General features: G+C 51.7%; 22 protein-coding genes and 1 tRNA gene. 8 read left to right on the plus strand and 15 right to left on the minus strand.

Translation table 11 applies throughout. The features are described 5' to 3' along the window. Positions 1-40: 40 nt before the first annotated feature. The 8 genes from C5S61_RS04740 to C5S61_RS04775 all read right to left on the minus strand — a co-directional run bounded on the left by C5S61_RS04740 (position 41) and on the right by C5S61_RS04775 (position 5,289). The gene (locus tag C5S61_RS04740; RefSeq protein WP_164689232.1) at positions 41-865 is read right to left on the minus strand and encodes a methyltransferase domain-containing protein; all 825 of its coding nucleotides are present in this window, start codon (positions 863-865) and stop codon (positions 41-43) included. 40 nt (positions 866-905) lie between these two features. Further along, complete coding sequence (locus tag C5S61_RS04745; protein WP_110513943.1) at positions 906-1,892, minus strand: HD-GYP domain-containing protein; 987 nt, start codon at positions 1,890-1,892, stop codon at positions 906-908. A 10-nt stretch (positions 1,893-1,902) separates the two neighbouring features. Further along, entirely contained in the window at positions 1,903-2,262 is a 360-nt protein-coding gene (locus C5S61_RS04750; protein ID WP_205701363.1) for a DUF309 domain-containing protein, read from the minus strand. 23 nt (positions 2,263-2,285) lie between these two features. Then, positions 2,286-2,609, minus strand: coding sequence for a rhodanese-like domain-containing protein (locus tag C5S61_RS04755; protein WP_110513945.1), 324 nt, complete (start codon positions 2,607-2,609; stop codon positions 2,286-2,288). Between the two features lies 1 nt (position 2,610). Beyond that, entirely contained in the window at positions 2,611-3,087 is a 477-nt protein-coding gene (locus C5S61_RS04760; protein ID WP_110513946.1) for a hypothetical protein, read from the minus strand. Further along, positions 3,080-3,511, minus strand: coding sequence for a VanZ family protein (locus C5S61_RS04765; protein ID WP_110513947.1), 432 nt, complete (start codon positions 3,509-3,511; stop codon positions 3,080-3,082). Before C5S61_RS04765 ends, C5S61_RS04760 begins: the two co-directional genes overlap by 8 nt. A 76-nt stretch (positions 3,512-3,587) precedes the next feature. Beyond that, positions 3,588-4,010, minus strand: coding sequence for an iron-sulfur cluster insertion protein ErpA (gene erpA, locus C5S61_RS04770; RefSeq protein WP_164689233.1), 423 nt, complete (start codon positions 4,008-4,010; stop codon positions 3,588-3,590). 298 nt (positions 4,011-4,308) lie between these two features. Further along, positions 4,309-5,289 (minus strand): small ribosomal subunit Rsm22 family protein, encoded by a 981-nt coding sequence (locus C5S61_RS04775; protein ID WP_110513949.1) that lies wholly within the window; start codon positions 5,287-5,289, stop codon positions 4,309-4,311. A 343-nt stretch (positions 5,290-5,632) separates the two neighbouring features. On the opposite strand from C5S61_RS04775, the gene C5S61_RS04780 reads away from it, so the two are divergent. From C5S61_RS04780 to C5S61_RS04795, 4 genes are all read left to right on the plus strand, one after another. Further along, positions 5,633-6,163 (plus strand): DUF4446 family protein, encoded by a 531-nt coding sequence (locus C5S61_RS04780; protein ID WP_164689234.1) that lies wholly within the window; start codon positions 5,633-5,635, stop codon positions 6,161-6,163. Then, positions 6,160-6,597: a bactofilin family protein gene (locus tag C5S61_RS04785; protein ID WP_110513951.1), complete on the plus strand. Its 438-nt coding sequence runs from the start codon at positions 6,160-6,162 to the stop codon at positions 6,595-6,597. The genes C5S61_RS04780 and C5S61_RS04785 overlap by 4 nt, the downstream gene beginning before the upstream one ends. Positions 6,598-6,699: 102 nt before the next feature. Then, positions 6,700-7,155 carry an FtsB family cell division protein gene (locus C5S61_RS04790; protein ID WP_110513952.1) on the plus strand — a complete coding sequence of 152 codons (456 nt, stop codon included), beginning with the start codon at positions 6,700-6,702 and terminating at the stop codon, positions 7,153-7,155. A 46-nt stretch (positions 7,156-7,201) separates the two neighbouring features. Then, positions 7,202-8,197: a glycosyltransferase family 2 protein gene (locus C5S61_RS04795; RefSeq protein ID WP_110513953.1), complete on the plus strand. Its 996-nt coding sequence runs from the start codon at positions 7,202-7,204 to the stop codon at positions 8,195-8,197. On the opposite strand, the gene trpD is transcribed toward C5S61_RS04795, so the two are convergent. From trpD to C5S61_RS04830, 7 genes are all read right to left on the minus strand, one after another. Next, complete coding sequence (trpD, locus tag C5S61_RS04800; RefSeq protein ID WP_110513954.1) at positions 8,194-9,210, minus strand: anthranilate phosphoribosyltransferase; 1,017 nt, start codon at positions 9,208-9,210, stop codon at positions 8,194-8,196. The two genes, C5S61_RS04795 and trpD, sit on opposite strands and share 4 nt — an antisense overlap. Positions 9,211-9,271: 61 nt before the next feature. Then, a tRNA-Pro gene (locus C5S61_RS04805) sits at positions 9,272-9,347 on the minus strand. A gap of 116 nt (positions 9,348-9,463) precedes the next feature. After that, a complete protein-coding gene (locus tag C5S61_RS04810; RefSeq protein ID WP_110513955.1) occupies positions 9,464-10,087 on the minus strand; it encodes an alpha/beta hydrolase in 624 nt (207 codons plus the stop codon). Then, positions 10,077-11,180 carry a VOC family protein gene (locus C5S61_RS04815; RefSeq protein ID WP_110513956.1) on the minus strand — a complete coding sequence of 368 codons (1,104 nt, stop codon included), beginning with the start codon at positions 11,178-11,180 and terminating at the stop codon, positions 10,077-10,079. The genes C5S61_RS04810 and C5S61_RS04815 overlap by 11 nt, the downstream gene beginning before the upstream one ends. Positions 11,181-11,234: 54 nt before the next feature. Further along, entirely contained in the window at positions 11,235-11,798 is a 564-nt protein-coding gene (locus tag C5S61_RS04820; protein WP_110513957.1) for an NADPH-dependent FMN reductase, read from the minus strand. 179 nt (positions 11,799-11,977) lie between these two features. Further along, positions 11,978-12,391: an anti-sigma regulatory factor gene (locus tag C5S61_RS04825; protein ID WP_110513958.1), complete on the minus strand. Its 414-nt coding sequence runs from the start codon at positions 12,389-12,391 to the stop codon at positions 11,978-11,980. Further along, the gene (locus C5S61_RS04830) at positions 12,372-12,755 is read right to left on the minus strand and encodes an STAS domain-containing protein (protein WP_012190223.1); all 384 of its coding nucleotides are present in this window, start codon (positions 12,753-12,755) and stop codon (positions 12,372-12,374) included. The genes C5S61_RS04825 and C5S61_RS04830 overlap by 20 nt, the downstream gene beginning before the upstream one ends. A 237-nt stretch (positions 12,756-12,992) precedes the next feature. Here C5S61_RS04830 and C5S61_RS04835 point away from each other — a divergent pair, with 237 nt between their 5' ends. The 4 genes from C5S61_RS04835 (at position 12,993) to glgP (ending at position 20,240) form a co-directional block, all read left to right on the plus strand. Beyond that, a complete protein-coding gene (locus C5S61_RS04835) occupies positions 12,993-13,373 on the plus strand; it encodes a DUF983 domain-containing protein (RefSeq protein ID WP_164689235.1) in 381 nt (126 codons plus the stop codon). Between the two features lie 111 nt (positions 13,374-13,484). Further along, positions 13,485-15,572 carry a polyphosphate kinase 1 gene (gene ppk1 / locus C5S61_RS04840; RefSeq protein WP_110514008.1) on the plus strand — a complete coding sequence of 696 codons (2,088 nt, stop codon included), beginning with the start codon at positions 13,485-13,487 and terminating at the stop codon, positions 15,570-15,572. Positions 15,573-15,660: 88 nt separating this feature from the next. Next, on the plus strand, positions 15,661-17,676 hold the full coding sequence (locus tag C5S61_RS04845; protein WP_110513960.1) for an ABC transporter permease: 2,016 nt from the start codon (positions 15,661-15,663) through the stop codon (positions 17,674-17,676). A gap of 425 nt (positions 17,677-18,101) precedes the next feature. Further along, complete coding sequence (gene glgP / locus C5S61_RS04850) at positions 18,102-20,240, plus strand: alpha-glucan family phosphorylase (protein WP_110513961.1); 2,139 nt, start codon at positions 18,102-18,104, stop codon at positions 20,238-20,240. The last annotated feature ends 315 nt before the right edge of the window (positions 20,241-20,555 follow it).

Below are 20,555 nucleotides of genomic sequence, written 5' to 3' on the forward strand. Positions count from 1 at the left end.
CTGCGCTAGAGAGTTGGATTATGGGCAAAAGCCGTAGCAGTTAAGCAATAATACGGCCACGGGTCGCGACAATCTGCACCGCGCCATCGCGCTGCTCAAACGAAATATGCAAGCCAGCAGCACGTAAACTGGCAACAAACTGGTCGCCAGCCAAAAATTGAATCCCGCCACTGAGCAAGAAGGTTTGGAATAAACGGCCTGAGCGTGAAGCAGCCTGTTGCGCTTGCATCCAAAAGCTGCGACCTGCCGCCAGCAAGCAGCGTCGAACCTCAGAGATTGCCCGATCTGGGCGCACAAACTCGTTGAGCGAGCCGCCACAAGCAACGCCAGCCAAACATTGGTCGGCAAAGGGCAAATCTTCGGCTAAACCACGAATATAGCTCATGTTGAGGCGTTTGGCGCGGCTACGGCGTTGGGCTTCGCGCAACATTGGCAACGAATGATCCAGCGCCACGCAATGGCTATCGGCAGGGAGGTTGGCTGCAATCGCTCGCGCATAGAGGCCATTCGAGCAGGCCAAATCGAGATACAGGCCGCCACGTTGGGGTGCTAGCTGGGCGATTAACAAGGCTACTTCTTCATCCAAGGGGAAACTGCGCCCGCTGAGTTTGCTCAAGGCTTGCCAGCGCCAAAGCCGTTCGTAGCCCCACGCCGCCAGCGGCAAGCGATTGACAACTTGTGCTCCATTCCAAGCAGCAGAGCGCGGCAGCAGATCAACGATCCCATCGCGAATTGGCCATTGCTGCCCAACGGCGCTTACCAAGGTTCCCGACCAAACCAGACCATCGCGCCAACGGGCATCGTGCAAGCTTAGGCTGGTTTGCGAAACCGGACAGCGTAGCCATGGCAATAAATCTGGATGCATACCCACCTCACCTAAAACGCCAATCTGCGGCGGATTGAGCTTAGTCGTTGTGCAGCACCCAACTGAGATCATTCGAGGCAACATGACCATGTTCGATCAATTCGACAAAGAGATCGACCAATTCGGCCTGCCATTGGGTGTTGCGGCCTGAGCGTAAGACTTGGACAGCTTCGCTGCGGCTCATGCCTTTGCGATACGGTCGGTCGGTCGTCATGGCATCGAAGCTATCAACCACGGCGATAATCCGCGCACCTAGGGGAATTGTATCACCAGCAATTCCATGAGGGTAGCCTTTGCCATCCCAGCGTTCGTGGTGGTGCAACACCATTGGCCCGACCGAAACTGAAAAGCGCATTGGAGCAACAATATTAGCCCCAATTTGCGGATGTTTCTTCATCTCTTCATATTCCTCGTCGGTCAGCTTGCCCTCTTTTTGCAGCACCGTTTCGCGGATGATGATTTTGCCAATGTCGTGCAACAAGCCGCCATAGCGAATCAAGCGGGCTTCTTTGGCATCGCAGCCATAGGCGGTTGCCAAGGCATGGCTATACGAGGCCAAGCGGCGCAAGTGGCCTTCGGTGTAGGGGTCGCGCGACTCGACGGTGGTGGCCAAGGTGAAAATCACGCGCTCGGTGCTTTCGAGTTCTTCGGTTAGGCGACGCACCCGCAGCAGCGAACGAATCCGCGCCAACAAAACGGTGCGCTCAAAGGGCTTGTTGATAAAATCGTCAGCGCCCATCTCCAAGCCCAAAATCCGCGATTCATCATCATTCAAGCCAGTTAACATCGCCACGGGCAGCAATTGGGTTTCCTCGCGGTCGCGCAGGCGGCGGCAAACCTCAAAGCCATTCATCACGGGCATTGTTACATCGAGCAACACCAAATCCGGCATACAGATTTGAATATCCTCAAGAGCCTCAACCCCATTGCGGGCGACGCGCACGGTGTAGCGCTCACGTTCAAGCACCCGTCGCAAGGTATCAATACTACGAGCTTCATCATCAACAACTAAAATGATCTCCGACATGCTGATACCCTCAAGGTTGATTGCAAAGTGGATCGGAAGCTGAAACGAAACGCAATTGCGGCGGTTGGTTCTGCTGATTGTCAACAAGTGCCTGCATTGTCACGATCACATGCGGTAGATCTAAAAAATCGACCCAAGCGAGGCTTGCTTGCAGCTTGGGCGCTGCTTTCTGCCAATTTAGCTCAAGCCCTTTGGGATTGCCACGCGTCCAATGCACGAGCGCCGCAGCCGTTTGAATCAGGCCTTGAAGCAAGCTGCGTTCAGCGCCGCTGCGTTGCAACCATTGCGTTTCCCACGCTTCGTGGGCATGCCAATAGTGGCCAGCGTTAAACAACTCATAGCCTTGGATAAACTCGCTCGTTTGTTGCACAGGCACTTGCATATTGCTGTATTTTAGTAGCGCTTGACGCTAGGATCAACGTGCAGCGACCAGCGATCAATTCCGCCAGTCATATTTGTCAGTTGCGTGAAGCCAGCTTGATTTGCCAAGGCATGACAAACTTGGGCCGAGCGCCCGCCATGATGGCAAAACACCACAATTTCGCGATCTTGGGGCAGTTCGCCGACCCATTCATTAATTTGGCTCATGGCTTTGCGTTCGCTTTTGGCAATGCTGGCAATGTCCCATTCGTTTGGTTCGCGAATATCAAGCAAATACAAATCTTCGCCAGCAGCAATGCGGGCGGCAATCTCTTCGGCACTTTGATTGTTGTACATCTTAAGCTCCTTGGCTAGGGGCATTCCACCGCGGATGCCACAAGTGAATCCAAGCTGACCAATCGGCGACTGGCGGTTGAATCAATTGGCTAAAATAGCGACAATCCACTAGTTCTAAATCGGGCATTGTTGGTAGCTCGGCAGGGTGACCACGCTCCCAAGCCTCGCGGCGTTGAGGAAAGTAGGCCACAGTTAGTTTGCGCGATTGGCGTGAGAGCGATGAGGCAAAGGCTAAATTGGCATAGCGATTAGGGTAAACGATCACCCAATCGCCTTGGGCTGGCGCAATATGATACGCCGTTGGCATGCCTTGGCCATTGTGTTCGCCAAAGGCTTGAGTTGGTTGCCATGCAACGGGCAGCGGAGCTTGATCCTGACATTGGGTGATCATGCGCACTGCGGCGGCAATAATTTGCTGATTTGTGCTTTGGAAACAATAAGCAGTGAGCCAATGCTCGCCATAGGCTGGATTAAGCACGATCGACTTCCCTCGTATAATGGAGCATTACGCGTTGGCTAAGCTTAGCCAACCAGCCAGCACAGCCAAACCCCAAGCTATTCAACACAACATCGTCAATATCGACAACGCGATAGCCCAGCCAATATTGGCCAAGCTCCACGATGCAGCTTAAGCCAAGCCCAATTAAGCCAAGTTGCCCGAGCCGCAGTGCTGGTCGCCAATAGGCTAAAAGCCACGCTGTGGGTGCAAACGCCGCCAGATTGCCAACGACATTAATCAAGGCAACACTCCCGCCTTGCTGGATGGCGACGCTGATCGTTGCCCCGACCTGCCACTGAATAATTGGTTGGCTACTTCCGCCATTCCAATTATGCCATGCTAGGCCAAATACGGCCAATGTATAGAGGCTGCCAAGCCACAGATAGAAGGTTGATCGTTTCATGAAACATAACAAACGGGGACGAGTCTCTCGTCCCCGCTCACTGTATCGTAGAACAGCTTAAGCTTTGGGCGCAGGCTTAGTGACAGCCGCAGCCGCCGCCAGCCCCACTGCCACAGCTACCACCGCTGGCAGCAGCTTCGCCATCTTTAGGTTTGAACGAGCTACCACAGCCACAGCTTGAGGTTGCGTTGGGGTTATCAATTTTGAAACCGCCACCCATCAAGCTATCGATGTAGTCGATTGATGCGCCGCCAATGTATTGAGCGCTCATTGGGTCGACCAAGACGCGCAAGCCGCTTGCATAGAATTCGGTATCGCCTTCGTTGGTTTGATCATCGAAGCTCATACCATATTGCAAGCCTGAACAGCCGCCACCGGCCACAAAAACCCGCAGCGCATATTCGTCGGACAATTCTTTTTCTTGCTTGATCGACAACAACCGATTTGCTGCTGATGCCGTCACCGTTACCAATGCTGGATCGATTTCAATTGCAGTCATTGGTCTTACTGCTACATCGCTCATTTGAGAGCCTCCTGTGCCGGAAAATCAGGTTGACAACATGCCTTCAAATGGCATTTGCTTCCCTGTAGCATACTTGAAAAAAGCTTGAAACGCAAGCAAGGCTTGGCTTGTTTCAAGGGTAAAAAGCACATCCGCCAAGGGCCGTTCGGCCATCAATTGACATGGGCTTGTGCTGGAATTCAGCAGGGTTAATGAAGCTGTGTAATGTGCTGATACCCTCAATAGTATAGCACGGTCTGCGGGGCATATTCAGCATAGCTTTCAATGAATAAAGTTAATCTTGGCCCAGATTTGGCTCGAAGCTATCGCCCCATTCTGCTTTGCGCGCTGCCTTCCATTGAGCATCACGTTTATTAATCGTCGTGCTGTGCAAGCCTTGGGGTGTGCACAGTTGCAATTGAATGCGCTGTGGTTGTTGAAAGGGATGGCGAATGATCCGCGCTGGCACTAGCTGAGTTGGCTGGCGGCTAACCGCAATGTAGCTCCATTTTTCATCTTCATAGCCAAGCTCTGCACCTTTGAGGCTGCGATGAAAGCGCGTTCGCTCAATGCGCGTGGCAAAATGACACCAATCGTTGGCTTGCATTGGGCAAGTAGCTTGATGCGGGCAGGGCGCAATTAAATGGGCTTGCTGGCCAAGCAAAAACTCGCGCGCCGCCAAAATTAATTCAAAGCCGCGCGGCGTGCCAGGCTCTACGATTAATAAACTGCCGCTGGTGGCTTGCCAAGCTTGAGCAAATAGTTGCTGGCGTTGGGTTACGTTTAATTCACCCAACACATAGCCAATAGTCACCAAATCATAACTGCCTAAATTGCTCGAATTGGGCAAATTGGTTTGTTGCCAATGGGCCTTTTGCAACGAGCTTGGGCCTGCTTGCATCAAGCGTTGGCCTAATTGCAGCATTGTGCTTTCGCGTTCGAGTAAATGATGGTGCTGAAGCGTCGTCCAAACGAGGCTGGCAGCCCAAGTTGCAGCGCCAGTTCCGGCCCCGAGATCAAGCTGGTTTTGGGGTTGGAAGCTTGGTTGACGTTGGGCAATTTCCGCACACGCCGCCTTGAGCGCGCCAAGGGTTGCGGGCATGCGCGTGGCGGCATAGGCCAACACGTCGGCGGCATTTTGCACAAATGGCGCAGTTGTGCGGCTATGGCCTTCGCGATAACGCTCGGAAAGCCCGCTCGCTGCCGCCGCCAAACGCTTTTGATCAGTGCCAGTTAATTCTCGTTCTAAGGCAACCCGCAAGGCTGGTGGCAACATACCCAAACTCCTAGCATAATTCAGCACTCCATGCTAGCCGATTTCGCTGAGTTATGCAAAAACGGAAACCGCGAAGAACGCGAAGAGCGCGAAGATTCGTTTTTTGCCACGAATTGCACGAATTCCACGAATGAGTATTTTTTAGCCACAGATTCCACAGATTGATTTGATTATGCTTCTCATAGTCAATAGCCTAGAGCCAATAGCCTGAATCCTCGCCCCTTCATCCCTCATCCTTCATCCTTCATCCTTCATCCTTCATCCTTATATTCTTGATCGTCGTTTGCGTGAGGGTGATAGCCTCGTTTATAATGGAAGGCAGTTTTGAAGACGAGGCATATCCTTGATAGCTTTTTGGACAACCTATGGCTTCTATCTCTGGATCGGCAGTAGCCTACTGATACTTGGCTTGCTGGTCTGGATTGGGCATTTAAGCAAACGTCTGCGTGCCACCGATCAACGGTATACTGCCCTCACCAAAGGCGTTGATGCTGAGCATCTCGAAGATATTTGGCTGCAACGCTCGCTGCAAGTTGCGCATCACGATGATCAAATAACCACCCTCGAACGTGAAGTTCGGCGTTTGGGCCGCAGCAGCCTGCATCATGTTGGGCTGGTGCGTTTTAATCCATTTGGCGATGTTGGTGGCGATCAAAGCTATGCTTTGGCACTGCTTGATGGCGAACAAACCGGGGTTGTCCTGAGCAGTATCTATAGTCGCTCAGGCGTGCGCACCTACGCCAAAGCCGTGCAACGCGGCCAATCGACCCATACGCTTTCCGAAGAAGAAGTTGCTTCAATCGCGCAAGCGCTTGGACAATTCGATGCACCGGAATCAGCAGCTCTACCCGCTACAACAGGAGGCAATTCATGAGCTTATTCGGCAACAAAAAAGTGGTACAACCTATCGCTCAATCACCAACTGGCAAGCCTGAAACCGTGATTGGAGCCAATACCACCTTTGTTGGAACCCTCAAATCCGACGGCAACGTGCGGGTTGATGGCTCTGTTGAGGGCGAAATCGAGGTGCTTGGCAATTTGATCGTTGGCTCAACTGGCCGCGTGATTGCGACGCTCAAAGCCCAAAATATCCACGTTTCAGGCGCTGTCAAAGGCCAAGTCGTGGCAACCGAGCAACTCGAAATCTCGCCTTCAGGCAAGGTTTGGGGCGATATTACCGCCGCTTCGTTGCACATCGAGCCAGGTGGTTTGTTCCGTGGCCAAAGCAGCATGACATCGAATGTTGATGAACCATTGTTGCTCGAAGCACCACGCTCACGCTTAAACGAAGAACCAAGCGGGGTTTAATTCCTCAAGCAGCGTTGTTAGCAATTTGTCATCATGGTTGGCTGATTTTGCCAAATCATTGTGCTAGGCTAACGCTGCTCTTTATCGATTGAGGAGGGTGTTATGGCTCGTTGGCGCTGGCCACAGTGGCGTAAACCCCAAATTCCGCAACCAACCCAATTGCGTAGCGGCGCAACGCTCGTGGTAACCTGGGGCTTAGCTGCCTTTGCGCTGTATCTTATGGTGCTGTTTGGCAGCTTGGTCGTTCAAGGCTATACCATGGAGCAGCAAGCCCAAGCTTTAGAGGCCGAAAATGCCCGCTTAGCAGCCGAAAGCCAAAGCTTGCGCGATCGCGCCGCCTATGTGCGCTCCGATGCAGCAATTGAACTGGCCGCCCGCGATATGCTCGATATGGCCAAGCCAGGCGATGTGGTGTTGCATGTTAGCGTGGTTACGCCAACGCTGACGGTTTCATCAACTGCGGCCTTGGATACCCCAGCCGCTGAGCCAGTTGTGCTGCCGCCAGCAAATCCAACGCCCAATTGGCGGCGTTGGTTGGCTGTACTCTTTGATTCGTAAATATACTAAGGATTGAGCGATTGGGCAACCAATCGCTTTTTTTTATATGAAGTGTTCTGTCATTATTTTAAATTGGAATGGTCGCGGGCTGTTGGCCGATTGCCTGAATGCCTTATTGCCCCAGTGCGATAGCTCGATTGAAGTGCTAGTGGTTGATAATGGATCGCACGATGGCTCTGCGGTGTGGCTGCATCACCATTATCCGCAAGTGCGTTTGCTGGCGCTACCCAAGAATCGTGGATTTAGCGGTGGGGTGAATGTTGGTTTACACGTGGCGCGTGGCGATGTGCTGCTGTTGTTGAATAATGATGCAATCGTTGAGCCAAATTTCATCGCGGCCATTTTAGCGCCATTTGAACAACAACCAACCCTCGCTGCGAGCGCTGGCGTAATGACTTTTGCTCATCAGCCCACAATTATCGCCTCTGCTGGCATTCAGCTCTATCGTGATGGGGTGGCCACCGACGCAGGCTTATTGCAAGCGCTCGATCAATTGACGCTGCAACCAAGGGCGATTTGGGGTGGCAGTGGTGGTGCGGTGGCCTATCGACGCGCTGCTTTAGCCGATGTTGGCATCTTTGATGAAGGCTACTTTGCCTATTTGGAAGATGTTGATTTGGCGTGGCGGTTGCAATTGCGCGAATGGCAAACTGTGCTTGCGCCACAGGCCGTGGCGCGGCATATCTACTCGGCGACTGGTGGCGAAGGTTCGCCCTTCAAGGATTGGCTGATTGCGCGTAATCGTTGGCGGGCAATTCTGCGTTGCTGGCCAACGCCGTTGTTGGCCCGTGATCTACCGTTGATGCTGGCCTACGATAGTCTAGCTTGTGCTCAAGCGCTTGTGCGCCGCCGCTGGACGACGATCAGTGGCCGTTTGCATGGCTTGCGCCAATGGCCCCAATTGCGTCAGCAACGCCAAGCAATTCAAAATCGTCGTACTGCGGCAATCAACGAACTTGATCGCTGGATTCAGCCAGCCCGTTCGCCGCTTGCTATTTGGCGTGAGAATCAAGCTTTGGCCCGCCTGATCAAGCAACGTTAGGCTTGGCTTGCGGCGATCATGCGTTGCATGCGTTGGTTGGCAGCGCCAGTTGCGATTGCCGCTTGTGCTTGGCTCATAGCCTCGCCAAATGATGCGGCGCGTTCGCAGGCAATGAGCGCAGCAGCAGCGTTCAGCAACACAATATCGCGGCGTGGGCCAGTATCGCTGCCATCAAGAATCGCCTTGGTCATGGCAACATTTTCGGCAACTGAGCCACCAGCAATTGCTTCACGTGGGGCAATGTTCAAGCCAAAATCGCTGGGGCTAATTGTCGAGGCTTGCGGAGTTGTGCCAGCGCGTACATCAAACACCAAGGTTGGGGCGCTGATCGAAATTTCATCAAGCCCATCGCTGCCATGCACCACAAGCGCGCGCCGAATGCCCATTTTGCTCAGCGCATTCGCCAATTTTTCGGCTAGCTCGGCGTTCGCAACCCCAATCACCTGATATTCTGCCCGCGCTGGGTTGGTTAGCGGCCCCAACACATTGAAGATTGTGCGAATACCTATTTCGCGGCGCACTGGCCCAGCGTAGCGCATGGCGGGGTGAAACTTGGGCGCAAACATAAAGCCAATGCCAGCTTGGCGCAAACAGCGCGCTACGCCTTCTGCATCGAGTTCGATATTCACGCCTAAACCTTCGAGCACATCAGCTGAGCCACATTTCGATGACATAGCGCGATTGCCGTGTTTGGCCACGGTTGCGCCAGCTCCAGCAGCCACAAACGCCGCAGTCGTCGAAATATTGAAGGTATTCGAATGATCGCCGCCAGTGCCACAGGTATCGACCACGCCGCCATCATGTGGTACAGCCAGCGATTTGGCGCGCATCACTTGGGCCATACCAGCAATTTCTGCGTCTGTTTCACCTTTGAAATGTAATGCTGTTAGCAAGGCCGCGATTTGGGCTGGCGTGGCCTCGCCATTCATCATCTGCTCCATCACCGCCGCCGCATCGTCTTGGCTTAAATCCGCCCGATTGGTAACCGCAATAATTGCATCGCGAATCTGCATGGTCGCTCCTTGCAGCAAAACAACAAAAAAAACAACGAGAGCAATTTGCTCTCGTTGTTAGTGGTCGGGGTGATAGGATTCGAACCTACGACCTCAACGTCCCAAACGTCGCGCGCTACCAACTGCGCTACACCCCGTTGCTTTTTTTTATCGTTGCGCGGAGCATTATAGCGGAGAATAGTTTGTTTGTCAAATTACACGAAACCGAGCAGCAAACCACACTTTTTGAGCGTCATTTGCTGCTCGATTACACCTAACCGATCTTTTTCAACAAGGCCTGAATTGCGGCAATTTCATCGTCGTTGACGGTGTGGCCCATATTTGGGTAAAGCCGCATATCGACAGTTGCCCCAGCTTGCTCGAAAACACTGGCGCTTTCACGCACCCGCTCGGCAGCAATATGGAAATCGCGGTCGCTACAGCCGAGAAATGCGGTTGTGCCTTCAAGCTTTGTGCTATAGCTTGGCAAATGCGTGCCTGCGCCAATCAAGCCGCCGCTTAAGGCCACCACGCCAGCGATGCCCTGCCCATTGCGCGCCACCCATTCCAAGGCCAAACATGCACCTTGCGAGAAGCCCAGCACTACGATTTTGTTGCGTGGAATATTATGCGCTTCAGCGTGGGCGATGACTTGGCCAACTGCTGCCAAAGCAAAATCCAGTGCTGGTTGATTGCGCGCAACTGGCTCGATAAAGCGCTGCGGATACCAGGTGTGATTATCTGCTTGGGGCGCAAGATAAGCCCAATCTGGCCGCTCAAAAGCTTGGCTCAAACTCAAAATACTTTCAGCATCAGCGCCCCGCCCATGAACCATAATCATGGCTCCTGTGGCTTGTTCGAGGCTGCTGCCAGTTTGAAGAATCGGATTAGAATGCATGAGTTTGCTCCACAACTGCCAATGTGCTACATGGAATAACCAACGGCGTAAGATGTTCTTCGATCAGGCTGCGTTGTTGTTCGAGCCACGGCGGCAATTTGAGCGTTTTGCCCAATTGCTCAACTGGCTCATCGACGGCAAAGCCTGGCCCAACGGTCGCAAGTTCGATGATATGGCCATCGGGATCGTTGGTGTAAATGCTTTTGAAATAGGTCCGATCTTGGACTGGCGAAACCCGTTTGCCAAAGCTCAGCAAGCGTTCGCGCCAAGCCAATTGCTCATCGTCGTTGGCAACCGCAAAGGCAATATGATGGGTTTGGCCAGCGCCCATGCGCACAGGTCGGGTATGGGCTGGATCACGCTCAAAATAGGTCATCAACGTGCCAGGTCGGCCATTATCAGCGCCCCAATACCAATGTGCTGCCGTTGGATCGTCGAAGTTGTAGGTCATTTTGACCCGTTGCAAGCCCAAGACCTCAGCATAAAACTCGTGCGAGCGCTCGACGCTTGCGCCGATGGCTGAAATATGGTGCAAGCCTTCGTGCAACGACATATCGGCAGTAATTTCCGGCACTGGTTCGGGCCAATTAATGGTGGCAATATCGCATTCGTTGCGGTTAATGCTCATCAATTCCATGGGGGGCAGGATTGCTTTTTGGCCAAGGCTTTCCAATGGCTCATCGACCGTCCAATCTGGGCCTTTGGTGGCGATTTCCAAAATCGTGCCATCGGGATCGCGGAAGTACAGCGATTTGAAATAGTTGCGATCATATGGCCCGTTGACTTGCACTTTAGCATCGAGCAAACGCCGTTTCCATTTGAGCAAGGCTTGCTCATTGGCGACGCTCAGCGCAAGGTGATGCGTGCCACCAATACCAGTTGCGCCACGCGGCGCGCGCGGCCATTCAAAAAAGGTGATGATCGTCCCAGCAGAGCCATGTGCATCACCAAAATAAAGATGATAGGAGCCCGGATCGTCGAAATTCACGGTTTGCTTGACTAAGCGCAGACCCAATACTCCAGTGTAAAAATCGACGGTCCGCTGCGCATCTGCACTAACAATTGTAATATGATGTAAGCCCAAAATCGACATAATCAACACTCCTTTGTGTGAACATGCGACGACCCGGTTGCCCTAATTAAAGATTTATTGACTTAACCGTTTCGTCCAAGCCACAAGCGCTTCTAAATGAGTACGCACAACCTTGCGGGTTGGTTCATCGTGTAGTTGACCAGCGCTAAACTTTTTATCTGCGAAGGTAATCATCACCTCAGGTTTATTTAAGGGATGCATGTTGGTATTAACCGTAACTTGACGTAAGTGATGTTGGCCGCGCGCAGTGCCATAGGCTCCGACGCTTGCACCGATAATGCCCAATGGTTTGCCACTCAAGGGCATCTCGCCATTGCTGCTTGGCCGCGAAGCCCAATCGAGCGCATTTTTCAACACCCCAGGAATCGAGTAGTTATATTCTGGCGTGGCGATCAGTAAGGCATCGGCGCTGCTAATGGCCTCACGAAAGGCAACGACAGCGGCGGGAAAGCCCTCGCGTTCCACATCCTCGTTGAATAACTCGATTTCGTGCAACGTAACGATGCTAAATTCCACTCCAGCGGGCATTAATTCGGCTGCGGCGTGCAACAACGCTGTGTTGAACGAATCCTTGCGCAAGCTGCCCGAAATTCCAACAATCTTGAGTGTGTCTGCCATAGACGAACTTCCTCCAACAATGAGTTATTGATGATCACACACTGATTGTATCGCGATAATACGATCGTGTTGTCCGCACGCTTGTCCATCTTTTTGTCCTTGGTAGCGTCCGTATTCTCGTTAAATAATAAAAGAGCAGCAGGTGCTGCTCTTGGAAGTGCGGTTGCAAAAATCTTAGTTTAGGGGCGTTTCCATTTACGGCAGGTAATTTTGGTACCTTCGCCGACGATCGATTCAATTTCGAACTCGTCCATGAGCCGCTTTGCACCTGGCATCCCCATCCCCATCCCCTTGGAGGTGGTGTAGCCATCCTGCATTACGAGGCTAATATCCTCGATGCCTGGCCCTTGGTCTTCGCAGACGACCTGAAGCCCTTTGCGGAGCCCCTGTTGTATTTCGCTCACTGTGACAGTACCTTCACCGGCGTAGAGATAAATATTCCGTGCCAGTTCGGAGATCGCGGTAGCAATCCGTGCTTGGTCGATAGCGCCAAAGCCCATTGACTTAGCCATATCGCGGGCTGCCATCCGTGCCGCCACAATGTCGAGGTCGCTCTGAATTGTGATGACTTTATTAGGCATTGCCATCCGCATTGTTCTCCGTAATCAGCCGCAGCTTAGCGATGCCTTTTTCCAAATTCAGCGCCGTTGTGACACCAGGCAACTCAAGCCCCAGCTCTACCAACGTAATTGCGACGGCGGGTTGCAACCCTGTAATAACAACGGTTGTCCCCATCAGGCGTGCCATCGCCGCAATATCACTAATTAAGCGGCCTACGAAGCTGTCTAGTACATCCATCGCCGTTAGATCGATGATGACCCCTTTTGCTTTGGTCTCATAGATCTTCTGGAGAACCGCGTCTTTGAACTGAATTGCTTGCATGTCATACAGGGCAACCTGAACTGAAGCAATTAAAAAGTTCTCGATCTTAAGAATTGGAATATTAACGATGTCCAAGCGGCCTCCCTGAAGTCGAACGCGAAGATGAGCCACAACAAAAGCTTGCGAATGGAGTCTATGCGTATTATACGGTATGATATTGCTACTCGGCAAGCGTGAGTTTGTTGCTCACTCCGGAGTAATTTTCGCTATCATACCGCATAAATCGTCTTGTTGCACAGCTTTTTAGGGCTGGCCTAGGCTATAACAGGACTTATGGATTATGCATGGTCTGTTTTGGCGCAAGGGAAGCAGATGTTTAACGCACTTTTGATGCTCTGGCGCGGTTTAGCTGGGCGTTGCCCCACATGCGGCTATGGGCGCATGTTCAAAACATTTTTTGGCCTGAACGAGGGTTGTGCTGCCTGCGGTTTGCGCTATGAAGGCACGGGCGATCAAAGCACCGGCGCAATGGGCATTTCATTAACGATCACGGTTGCGCTTGGCTTTGCTGGCGCATTAATTTTGGTTTGGCAATGGCCAGGCCATTTAATCCTTGGCACTGCTGGTTTAATTAGTGTGCTTAGTATTTTTCAACTCTTCTGCTATCGAGTGTCACGCGGCTTCTGGATTGGCATTCTCGCCATCACTGGGGCTGTCCACGAGGATGAAAATCGCGATCAGTTCTTTCTTTAAACCTTGGTTAAATTTCAGCAAAATGGGCGATTTTGGGCTTGCTTGGCATCGTTTTTGCCCTACAATGGTCAAGCCGTTTTGATTATGTATGAATGTGGAAAGAAGCGTCCCATGGCTGAGTTGCTTGTATACGACACAGTTGCTGAACCACTGAATCTGGCTGACCCGAAAAATTTTCTCAATCGTGAATTGAGTGCGCTGGCCTTTCATCGCCGCGTTTTGGAAGAGGCGCTTGACCCTTCCTTGCCCTTGTTGGAGCGGGTAAAATTTTTGGCGATCTTCAGCACCAATCTCGATGAGTTTTTTATGATTCGGGTTTCGGGCATTCGTCAGCAAGTTGCAGCGCGGGTATTCGAGCGCTCTGCTGATGGTAAAACGCCGCTTGAGCAGTTGCGGGCAATTCGCGCTGCGGTTGCGCCATTGATGGAATTGCAACGATCATGCTTCGCCCAAGATTTGCAACCAAAATTGGCTGAAGAAGGCGTGTTTATTCATGAATATGACCAGCTTTCGATTCATCAACAAGCGTGGCTGAAAAATTATTTTGATAATGAAATTTTCCCCGTATTAACTCCCTTAGCCTTTGATCCAGGCCACCCATTTCCGCATATTTCCAATTTGAGCCTCAATTTGGCGGTTGTGATTCACGACCCTGATAACGATGAGCATTTTGCGCGGATTAAAGTGCCTGCTTCGTTGCAGCGCTTGGTAGCAGTGCCCAGCGAGCAGCCAAATACGGTCTGTTTTACTTGGCTCGAACAAATTATTGCCGAAAATATTAGCACGCTTTTTCCTGGCATGCAGGTTTCCGAGGCCTATACCTTTCGGGTTATTCGCAACGCCGATGTTGAAATTGAAGAAGATGAAGCAGCTGATTTGCTGGAAACGATTCAGGCTGGCGTGCGTCAACGCCGTTTTGGCTCGGTAACCAAGCTCTCGGTGCATTCGACCATGCCGCCGCGCATTGTTGAATTGCTGATCGAGAATCTCGAAGTTGAGCGCGATGATGTCTATCAATTAAATGGTGCGCTTGATTTGAGCAGCCTCATGAGTGTTGTGCGCTTGGATCGTTGGCAGTTGAAGTTGCCACCATTCAAGCCAAGCGTGCCAGCGGTGCTTTCCACTGGCGAAGATTTGTTTAATGTGGTGCAACGCCGTGATGTGCTGTTGCACCATCCCTTTGATTCATTCACCCCTGTTGTCGATTTTTTGCAGGCGGCAGCGCGTGACCCCAATGTTTTGGCGATTAAGCAAACCCTCTATCGGGTTGGCTCGAACTCGCCAATCGTCAAGGCGTTGCTCAAAGCCCGTGAGAACGATAAGCAAGTTGCGGTGTTGGTGGAACTGAAGGCACGCTTCGACGAAGAAAATAATATTGAATGGGCCAAGGCGCTTGAACGTGAAGGCGTGCATGTGGTGTATGGTTTGATGGGCTTGAAAACGCACTGCAAAGTAGCTTTGGTTGTGCGCAAAGAGCGTGATGGCTTATCGCGCTATTTACACCTTGGCACTGGCAATTACAATGCAGTGACCGCCAATATTTATACCGATCTTGGCTTGTTGACCTGCAATCAGGAATTTGGGGCTGATGCCTCGGATTTGTTTAATTATTTGACTGGTTATTCGCGCCAAAATCACTTTCGCAAATTGTGGATTGCGCCGATTAACTTGCGCCGGCGCTTGACCCAAATGATTGAGCGCGAGATTCAGCATCAACAAGCTGGGCGTGGTGGCAAACTCTTTTTCAAAATGAATTCGCTGGTTGACCCAACCATTATTCAGTTGCTGTATCGTGCTTCGCAAGCTGGGGTTGAAATTCAGCTATTGGTGCGTGGTATGTGTTCGTTGCGGCCTGGGGTTGAAGGTTTGAGTGAAACTATTCAGGTACGCAGCATTGTTGGGCGCTTTTTGGAGCATAGTCGGCTGTATTATGCGCGTAACGGTGGCGACGAGCAATTGTATGTTGGCAGCGCCGATTTAATGGAGCGCAACTTAGATCGACGGGTCGAGGTGTTGTTTCCAATCGAAGATCCTAGTTTGTTGAGCTATATTCGCGAAGAAATTTTGGGCGTAGCATGGCGTGATACTGCCAAAGCGCGCGTATTGCTGCCCAATGGCCTCTATGGCTGTGCGCTGCCACCCGTTGGCGAGGAACCATTTGATAGCCAACTGTATTTTTTGCGTCGCCACACCGCTTAAGCTACCATAAGAGCGAACTCACACGAGTTCGCTCTTTGCTTTAACCTCTCCATCAATCCATAATTGCAATTTGTTTGGGGGAATCACAATGACTGCTTGTGGTGGGGCCCAGTTTTCGTGTAGCCAGCTTTTGCTGCAATTGGTTATTTTTGGTTTGGCCAATGGGGCGATTATTGGCTTGAATGCAATCAGCGTCACGTTGGTGTATAGCGTTGTGCGCATGCTCAATTTTGCCCATGGCGATTTATTTTCGTTGCTTACGGTGCTGGCTGCCGAATCGATTGCGATTTTGGGCTTGCAGGTTGGTCAAACTTGGTGGTGGCTTGGCTTTGGCTTGCTGGCAGTTTTATTAATATGTACTTTGGTTGGGGCTGGCACAGGCGTGATTATTGAGCAGATTGGCTTTCGACCTTTTCGCGCCTCTTCCCGTTTAGCGCCATTGATGGCAACGCTCGGCATCTCATTTATGCTGTATCAAGCAGCTTTGTTTGTGCGCACCCTGACCAACGCAGTGATTCCGGGCGAACATCGCAGCGTGCCTGGTATTCCTGAGGTAGCACGGATTAACGTGCCCGATTTGTTGCCGCATGGCAATTTGTTTGGTGATGCGGCGCTGGTGTTGCAGGGCAAAGATTTGATTGTGCTGGGGTTGGCGATCGCGGTTGCATTCGGCATACATTGGCTGCTCAAGCGCACTCGTTTTGGCTGGAAATTGCAAGCTAGCGCTGCCGATCCAACGATGGCGCAACTCTGTGGCATCAACTATAGCGCGACCTTGCGCCAAACTTTTGCGCTTGGCGGGGCTTTGGCAGGCTTGGCGGCTTTGCTATTTGCCTTGTATTACACCGCGCCCTATACCAATTATGGGGCGCAAAGTGGCTTAATTGCCTTTACTGCGGCCTTGCTTGGCGGAATTGGCCGCCCATTGGGAGCCTTGCTGAGTGGCTTGGCGTTGGGTTTGTTGGCCGCCTTCAGCGATTATTTTATTGCGGCCCAATGGACTCCGGCGCTAACGCTTGGCTTGTTGGTATTGATTGTCGTGCTCCGCCAACAGCCAAACAGCGATAACCCGATCAATACAGCGATTGTTGGCACAGTTCAGTCTGTGAAACAAAATTGGCGTTGGTTGTTTATTCCTGCCTTGCTTGCCTGCGTGCCATTGCTCGATAGTTGGTTTGAATTGGGCATCCAAGTGGCGGCAATCCAAATTTTAATTTATGGCTTGCTAGCCTTGGGCTTGAATGTGATTGTTGGTTGGGGCGGCATGCTTGATCTTGGCTATGCTGCGCCCTTTGTGCTCGGCGCTTATTTGGTGGGCTTGATGAGCACTGGCTTGCATGGCGGCTGGCAAACATGGTTAGCATCAGGAGAGTTGGCGGGAATCATCGTCGTTTGCTGTTTGGGTGGCGGCGTGTTTGGTTGGTTGATTGGCGTTTTGGCAGCGCGCTTGGATAATGAATTGTTGGCGATTGTCACGTTTGCCCTTGGCGTAATTGCTCATCGCATTGGCCAAAACTGGCGGAGCGTAACTAATGGTGCAAGTGGCATTGCTGGCGTGCCGCCGCTTCAGCTGTTTGGCCTTGATTTAGCTGCGCCAAGCGCAAGCTATTATGCAATTTTGGCGGTTGTGGCTGGAGTTGGAGTGCTTGGCTATAACCTGTTGCGTTCGCGCTATGGGCGGGCATTGGCGGCCTTGGCCAGCGATGAATTGGCGGCGGCGAGCGTTGGGGTTGAGCCAATGGCAATCAAGCGTTTGGCCTATACGTGGGGCGGCAGTGTAGCGGCGTTGGCTGGCGGCTTATTTGCTGCGAGTTTTAGCTATATTTCGCCTGGTTTAGCCGAATTTCGAGTTTCAGCAATCGCCTTAATTATTGTAGTTTTGGCTGGCTCGCGGCGGATTATTGCCCCGTTGATTGCTGCATCGTTGGTGTTGGGCTACGATCTTTTGTTGATTCCCAAGGTTGGCAAGCTGTTTGATGATTTGCGTGAGCAAACTGGCAATTGGCTATGGAGCGCGATTAATCCACGGGGGGCGAATTTTCTGAGTTTTGGCTTGATGCTCTATTTGACTGTGCTGTATCGGGCACGATCGCGCCGTGGATAGGGTTGATCCACGAAGAGCACGAAGAGCACGAAGGATTGAAACCGCGAAGAACGCGAAGAACGCGAAGGGGATGTGGCTTTTGGCTCTAGGCTATGGGCTATCGGAACAATTGTTGCCATTGCAAGAAATCCCCGATAGCCAACAGCCCATAGCCTCATTCTCTCTGCGCCTCTGCGTTAAACTTCATCCCTCATCCCTCATCCTTCATCCTTTCGCTTTATGTTCTATGCTCTATGCTCTTTGTTCTTTTTGATTTCATCCCTCATCCTTCATCCTTCATCCTTTCAAAAACGGTTGCAACTCCCCCGCTTTTAAGCCATAATAGGCACTAACGTTCAGGCTCAAAACAAACAACGCGATGTTGCGGCAGGCTCTTTCTGGCTAGCGGCATCGTTTTTTAATTAATCGTAGTACAAGGAGTTGCAATGAACGTTGCTGAATTACCACCGCAGTTTGCCCCACTGCCCCAACGGATTAACCGACTCTATGAGTTGGCGTATAACCTTTGGTGGAGTTGGCAACCAGAAGCCCAAGCACTCTACCAAACGATTGATGCAACGTTGTGGGAGCGCACGGGTCATAATCCAGTGAAATTTTTGCGTGAAGTTAGCTTGGCTAGCCTTGAACAAAAAGCCCTTGATAGCAATTATTTGGCACAGTATGATCGGGTAACGATCAAATTTGATCATTATATGCGTGATGATCGCACCTGGTTTGCTCGTAATCATCCTGACCACAAAGATCACACGATTGCCTATTTTTCGGCTGAGTTTGGCATTCATGAATCGTTGCCAATTTACTCTGGTGGCTTGGGCATTTTGTCTGGCGACCATTGTAAAGAAGCGAGCGATATTGGTTTGCCATTTGTTGGGGTTGGCTTTTTATATCCCCAAGGCTATTTTCGCCAATTTATCAATAGCGAAGGCACGCAAGAAGCGCTTTACGAACGCTTGAATTTTGCCGAATTGCCAGCCTTGGTGGTGCGCAATAGCGATGGCAGCGAACTGCGCGTGAGCGTCGATCTGCCCGGGCGCACGGTGTTTGTTAAAGTTTGGCGCTTCCAAGTTGGCCGCATTACCTTGCTGCTGATGGATACCGACGTTGATGAAAATCGCCCTGAAGATCGCGAATTGTCGGCCCGTTTGTATGGCGGCGATCAATGGCTGCGGGTGGCGCAAGAAATTATCTTGGGGATTGCAGGCGTGCGGGTTTTACGCGCCCTCAACATCAACCCAACTGTTTGGCACATGAACGAAGGCCACTCAGCATTTTTGGGCTTAGAATTGTTGCGCGAACGGGTGCAGCGTGGCGAAAACCTTGAGCATGCCGTTGCTGAAGTGCGCAAGCGTTCAGTCTTTACCACCCACACCCCAGTGCCAGCTGGTAACGATGCCTTCCCACTTGATCTGATCGATCAATTCTTCCACAACTATTGGCCGCAATTGGGCATCGATCGCGATACCTTTATGAATATTGCCTTGCAGCAACAAAGCTGGGGGCCAACGTTTAGCATGACGGTGCTGGCGTTGCGCTTATCGGAATATCATAACGGCGTGAGCGAATTGCACGGCGCAGTTGCCCGCCAAATGTGGCAATTCTTGTATCCAGGCAAATCGGTTGATGAAGTGCCAATTGGCCATGTGACCAACGGTGTGCACTCGGATACCTGGCTGGCTCCAGCGATGGCCAATATGTACGATTCGGTGCTTGGCGCTGGTTGGCGCGAGGTGATGGACGAACCTACAACTTGGGAACGCATCACCAATATGCCCGATGAAGTGCTTTGGGGCGTGCACTCTGGTTTGAAGCACGATTTGGCTCGCTTTATTCGTGAACGAGCTTGGCAGCGACAACGCCGGCTTGGCTACCACCGCGACGATGCAATTAGCGGCGATGTTAACCCCAACGCCTTGTTGATTGGTTTTGCTCGGCGGTTTGCCACCTACAAACGCGCAACCTTGATTTTCCGCGATTTGGATCGGATCAAGCGAATTTTGAATAATCCAGAGCGCCCAGTGCAAATCATTTTTGCTGGTAAATCGCACCCAGCAGATGAGCCAGGCAAGAGCTTTATTCGCGCCGTCTACAACATGGCTCGCGATCCAGAGCTGCGCGGCAAGATCTTCTTTATTGAAGAATACGATATTAACGTTGGCCGCCATTTGGTGCAAAGTGTTGACGTATGGTTGAATAACCCACGCCGACCATTGGAAGCATCGGGCACGAGCGGCGAAAAAGCTGGCATGAACGGTGTGCCAAACCTGAGCGTGCTTGATGGTTGGTGGCGCGAAGCCTACAATGGCAAGAACGGCTGGGCAATTGGCCGCGAAGCTGGCTACGACGATCTCGAACAACAAGATATTGATGATGCAGAATCGTTGTATAGCTTGTTGGAAAACGAGGTTGTGCCAGCATTCTACGAGCGCGATGCTAATGGCTTGCCCCACAAGTGGATTGCAACCATGAAGGAATCGATTCGCACGGTTGCACCAGAATTTAGCTTCCGTCGCATGCTCAAAGAATATGTGGCCCAATATTACGTGCCAGGCATGCAAGCCGAATAAGCCGCCGTTTGTAGCGTGAGCCTGTGCTACAGTAGCGCTTTTTTGGCGTATAAACAATGTTTGTCAGTCAAACAAACGAGCATGGTTTTGAAAAAGCTCAAAATCGTGCTCGTTTGGCATATTTAGCTCAAAACTTCGTTCGCTCATCGATCTTTCTCTACTGAAGTTGTGTGATCGCTGTTTACTACCTGTAATGGTTGATCACATTAATTATCATGATCCTTTTCCACCCTTCCGTCCCGCCAGCGGGAGACGCAGGGGGCTTTAATCCCCCTGCACCCCCTCAATGATAATCCGCGACCAAACGGCATTTAT

The organism is Herpetosiphon llansteffanensis (assembly GCF_003205875.1).
Taxonomy (GTDB): domain Bacteria; phylum Chloroflexota; class Chloroflexia; order Chloroflexales; family Herpetosiphonaceae; genus Herpetosiphon; species Herpetosiphon llansteffanensis.

Coding starts and splice junctions, on each gene's coding strand:
- C5S61_RS04815 (WP_110513956.1), bottom strand. CDS start 11,180: ATGTCGATTTTGGGCTTACATCATATTACAATTGTTAGTGCAGATGCG.
- C5S61_RS04845 (WP_110513960.1), top strand. CDS start 15,661: ATGACTGCTTGTGGTGGGGCCCAGTTTTCGTGTAGCCAGCTTTTGCTG.
- C5S61_RS04795 (WP_110513953.1), top strand. CDS start 7,202: ATGAAGTGTTCTGTCATTATTTTAAATTGGAATGGTCGCGGGCTGTTG.
- C5S61_RS04835 (WP_164689235.1), top strand. CDS start 12,993: ATGTTTAACGCACTTTTGATGCTCTGGCGCGGTTTAGCTGGGCGTTGC.
- C5S61_RS04820 (WP_110513957.1), bottom strand. CDS start 11,798: ATGGCAGACACACTCAAGATTGTTGGAATTTCGGGCAGCTTGCGCAAG.
- C5S61_RS04755 (WP_110513945.1), bottom strand. CDS start 2,609: ATGTACAACAATCAAAGTGCCGAAGAGATTGCCGCCCGCATTGCTGCT.
- C5S61_RS04810 (WP_110513955.1), bottom strand. CDS start 10,087: ATGCATTCTAATCCGATTCTTCAAACTGGCAGCAGCCTCGAACAAGCC.
- C5S61_RS04745 (WP_110513943.1), bottom strand. CDS start 1,892: ATGTCGGAGATCATTTTAGTTGTTGATGATGAAGCTCGTAGTATTGAT.
- C5S61_RS04775 (WP_110513949.1), bottom strand. CDS start 5,289: ATGTTGCCACCAGCCTTGCGGGTTGCCTTAGAACGAGAATTAACTGGC.
- trpD (WP_110513954.1), bottom strand. CDS start 9,210: ATGCAGATTCGCGATGCAATTATTGCGGTTACCAATCGGGCGGATTTA.
- erpA (WP_164689233.1), bottom strand. CDS start 4,010: ATGACTGCAATTGAAATCGATCCAGCATTGGTAACGGTGACGGCATCA.
- C5S61_RS04740 (WP_164689232.1), bottom strand. CDS start 865: ATGCATCCAGATTTATTGCCATGGCTACGCTGTCCGGTTTCGCAAACC.
- glgP (WP_110513961.1), top strand. CDS start 18,102: ATGAACGTTGCTGAATTACCACCGCAGTTTGCCCCACTGCCCCAACGG.
- C5S61_RS04785 (WP_110513951.1), top strand. CDS start 6,160: ATGAGCTTATTCGGCAACAAAAAAGTGGTACAACCTATCGCTCAATCA.
- C5S61_RS04825 (WP_110513958.1), bottom strand. CDS start 12,391: ATGCGGATGGCAATGCCTAATAAAGTCATCACAATTCAGAGCGACCTC.
- C5S61_RS04765 (WP_110513947.1), bottom strand. CDS start 3,511: ATGAAACGATCAACCTTCTATCTGTGGCTTGGCAGCCTCTATACATTG.
- ppk1 (WP_110514008.1), top strand. CDS start 13,485: ATGGCTGAGTTGCTTGTATACGACACAGTTGCTGAACCACTGAATCTG.
- C5S61_RS04790 (WP_110513952.1), top strand. CDS start 6,700: ATGGCTCGTTGGCGCTGGCCACAGTGGCGTAAACCCCAAATTCCGCAA.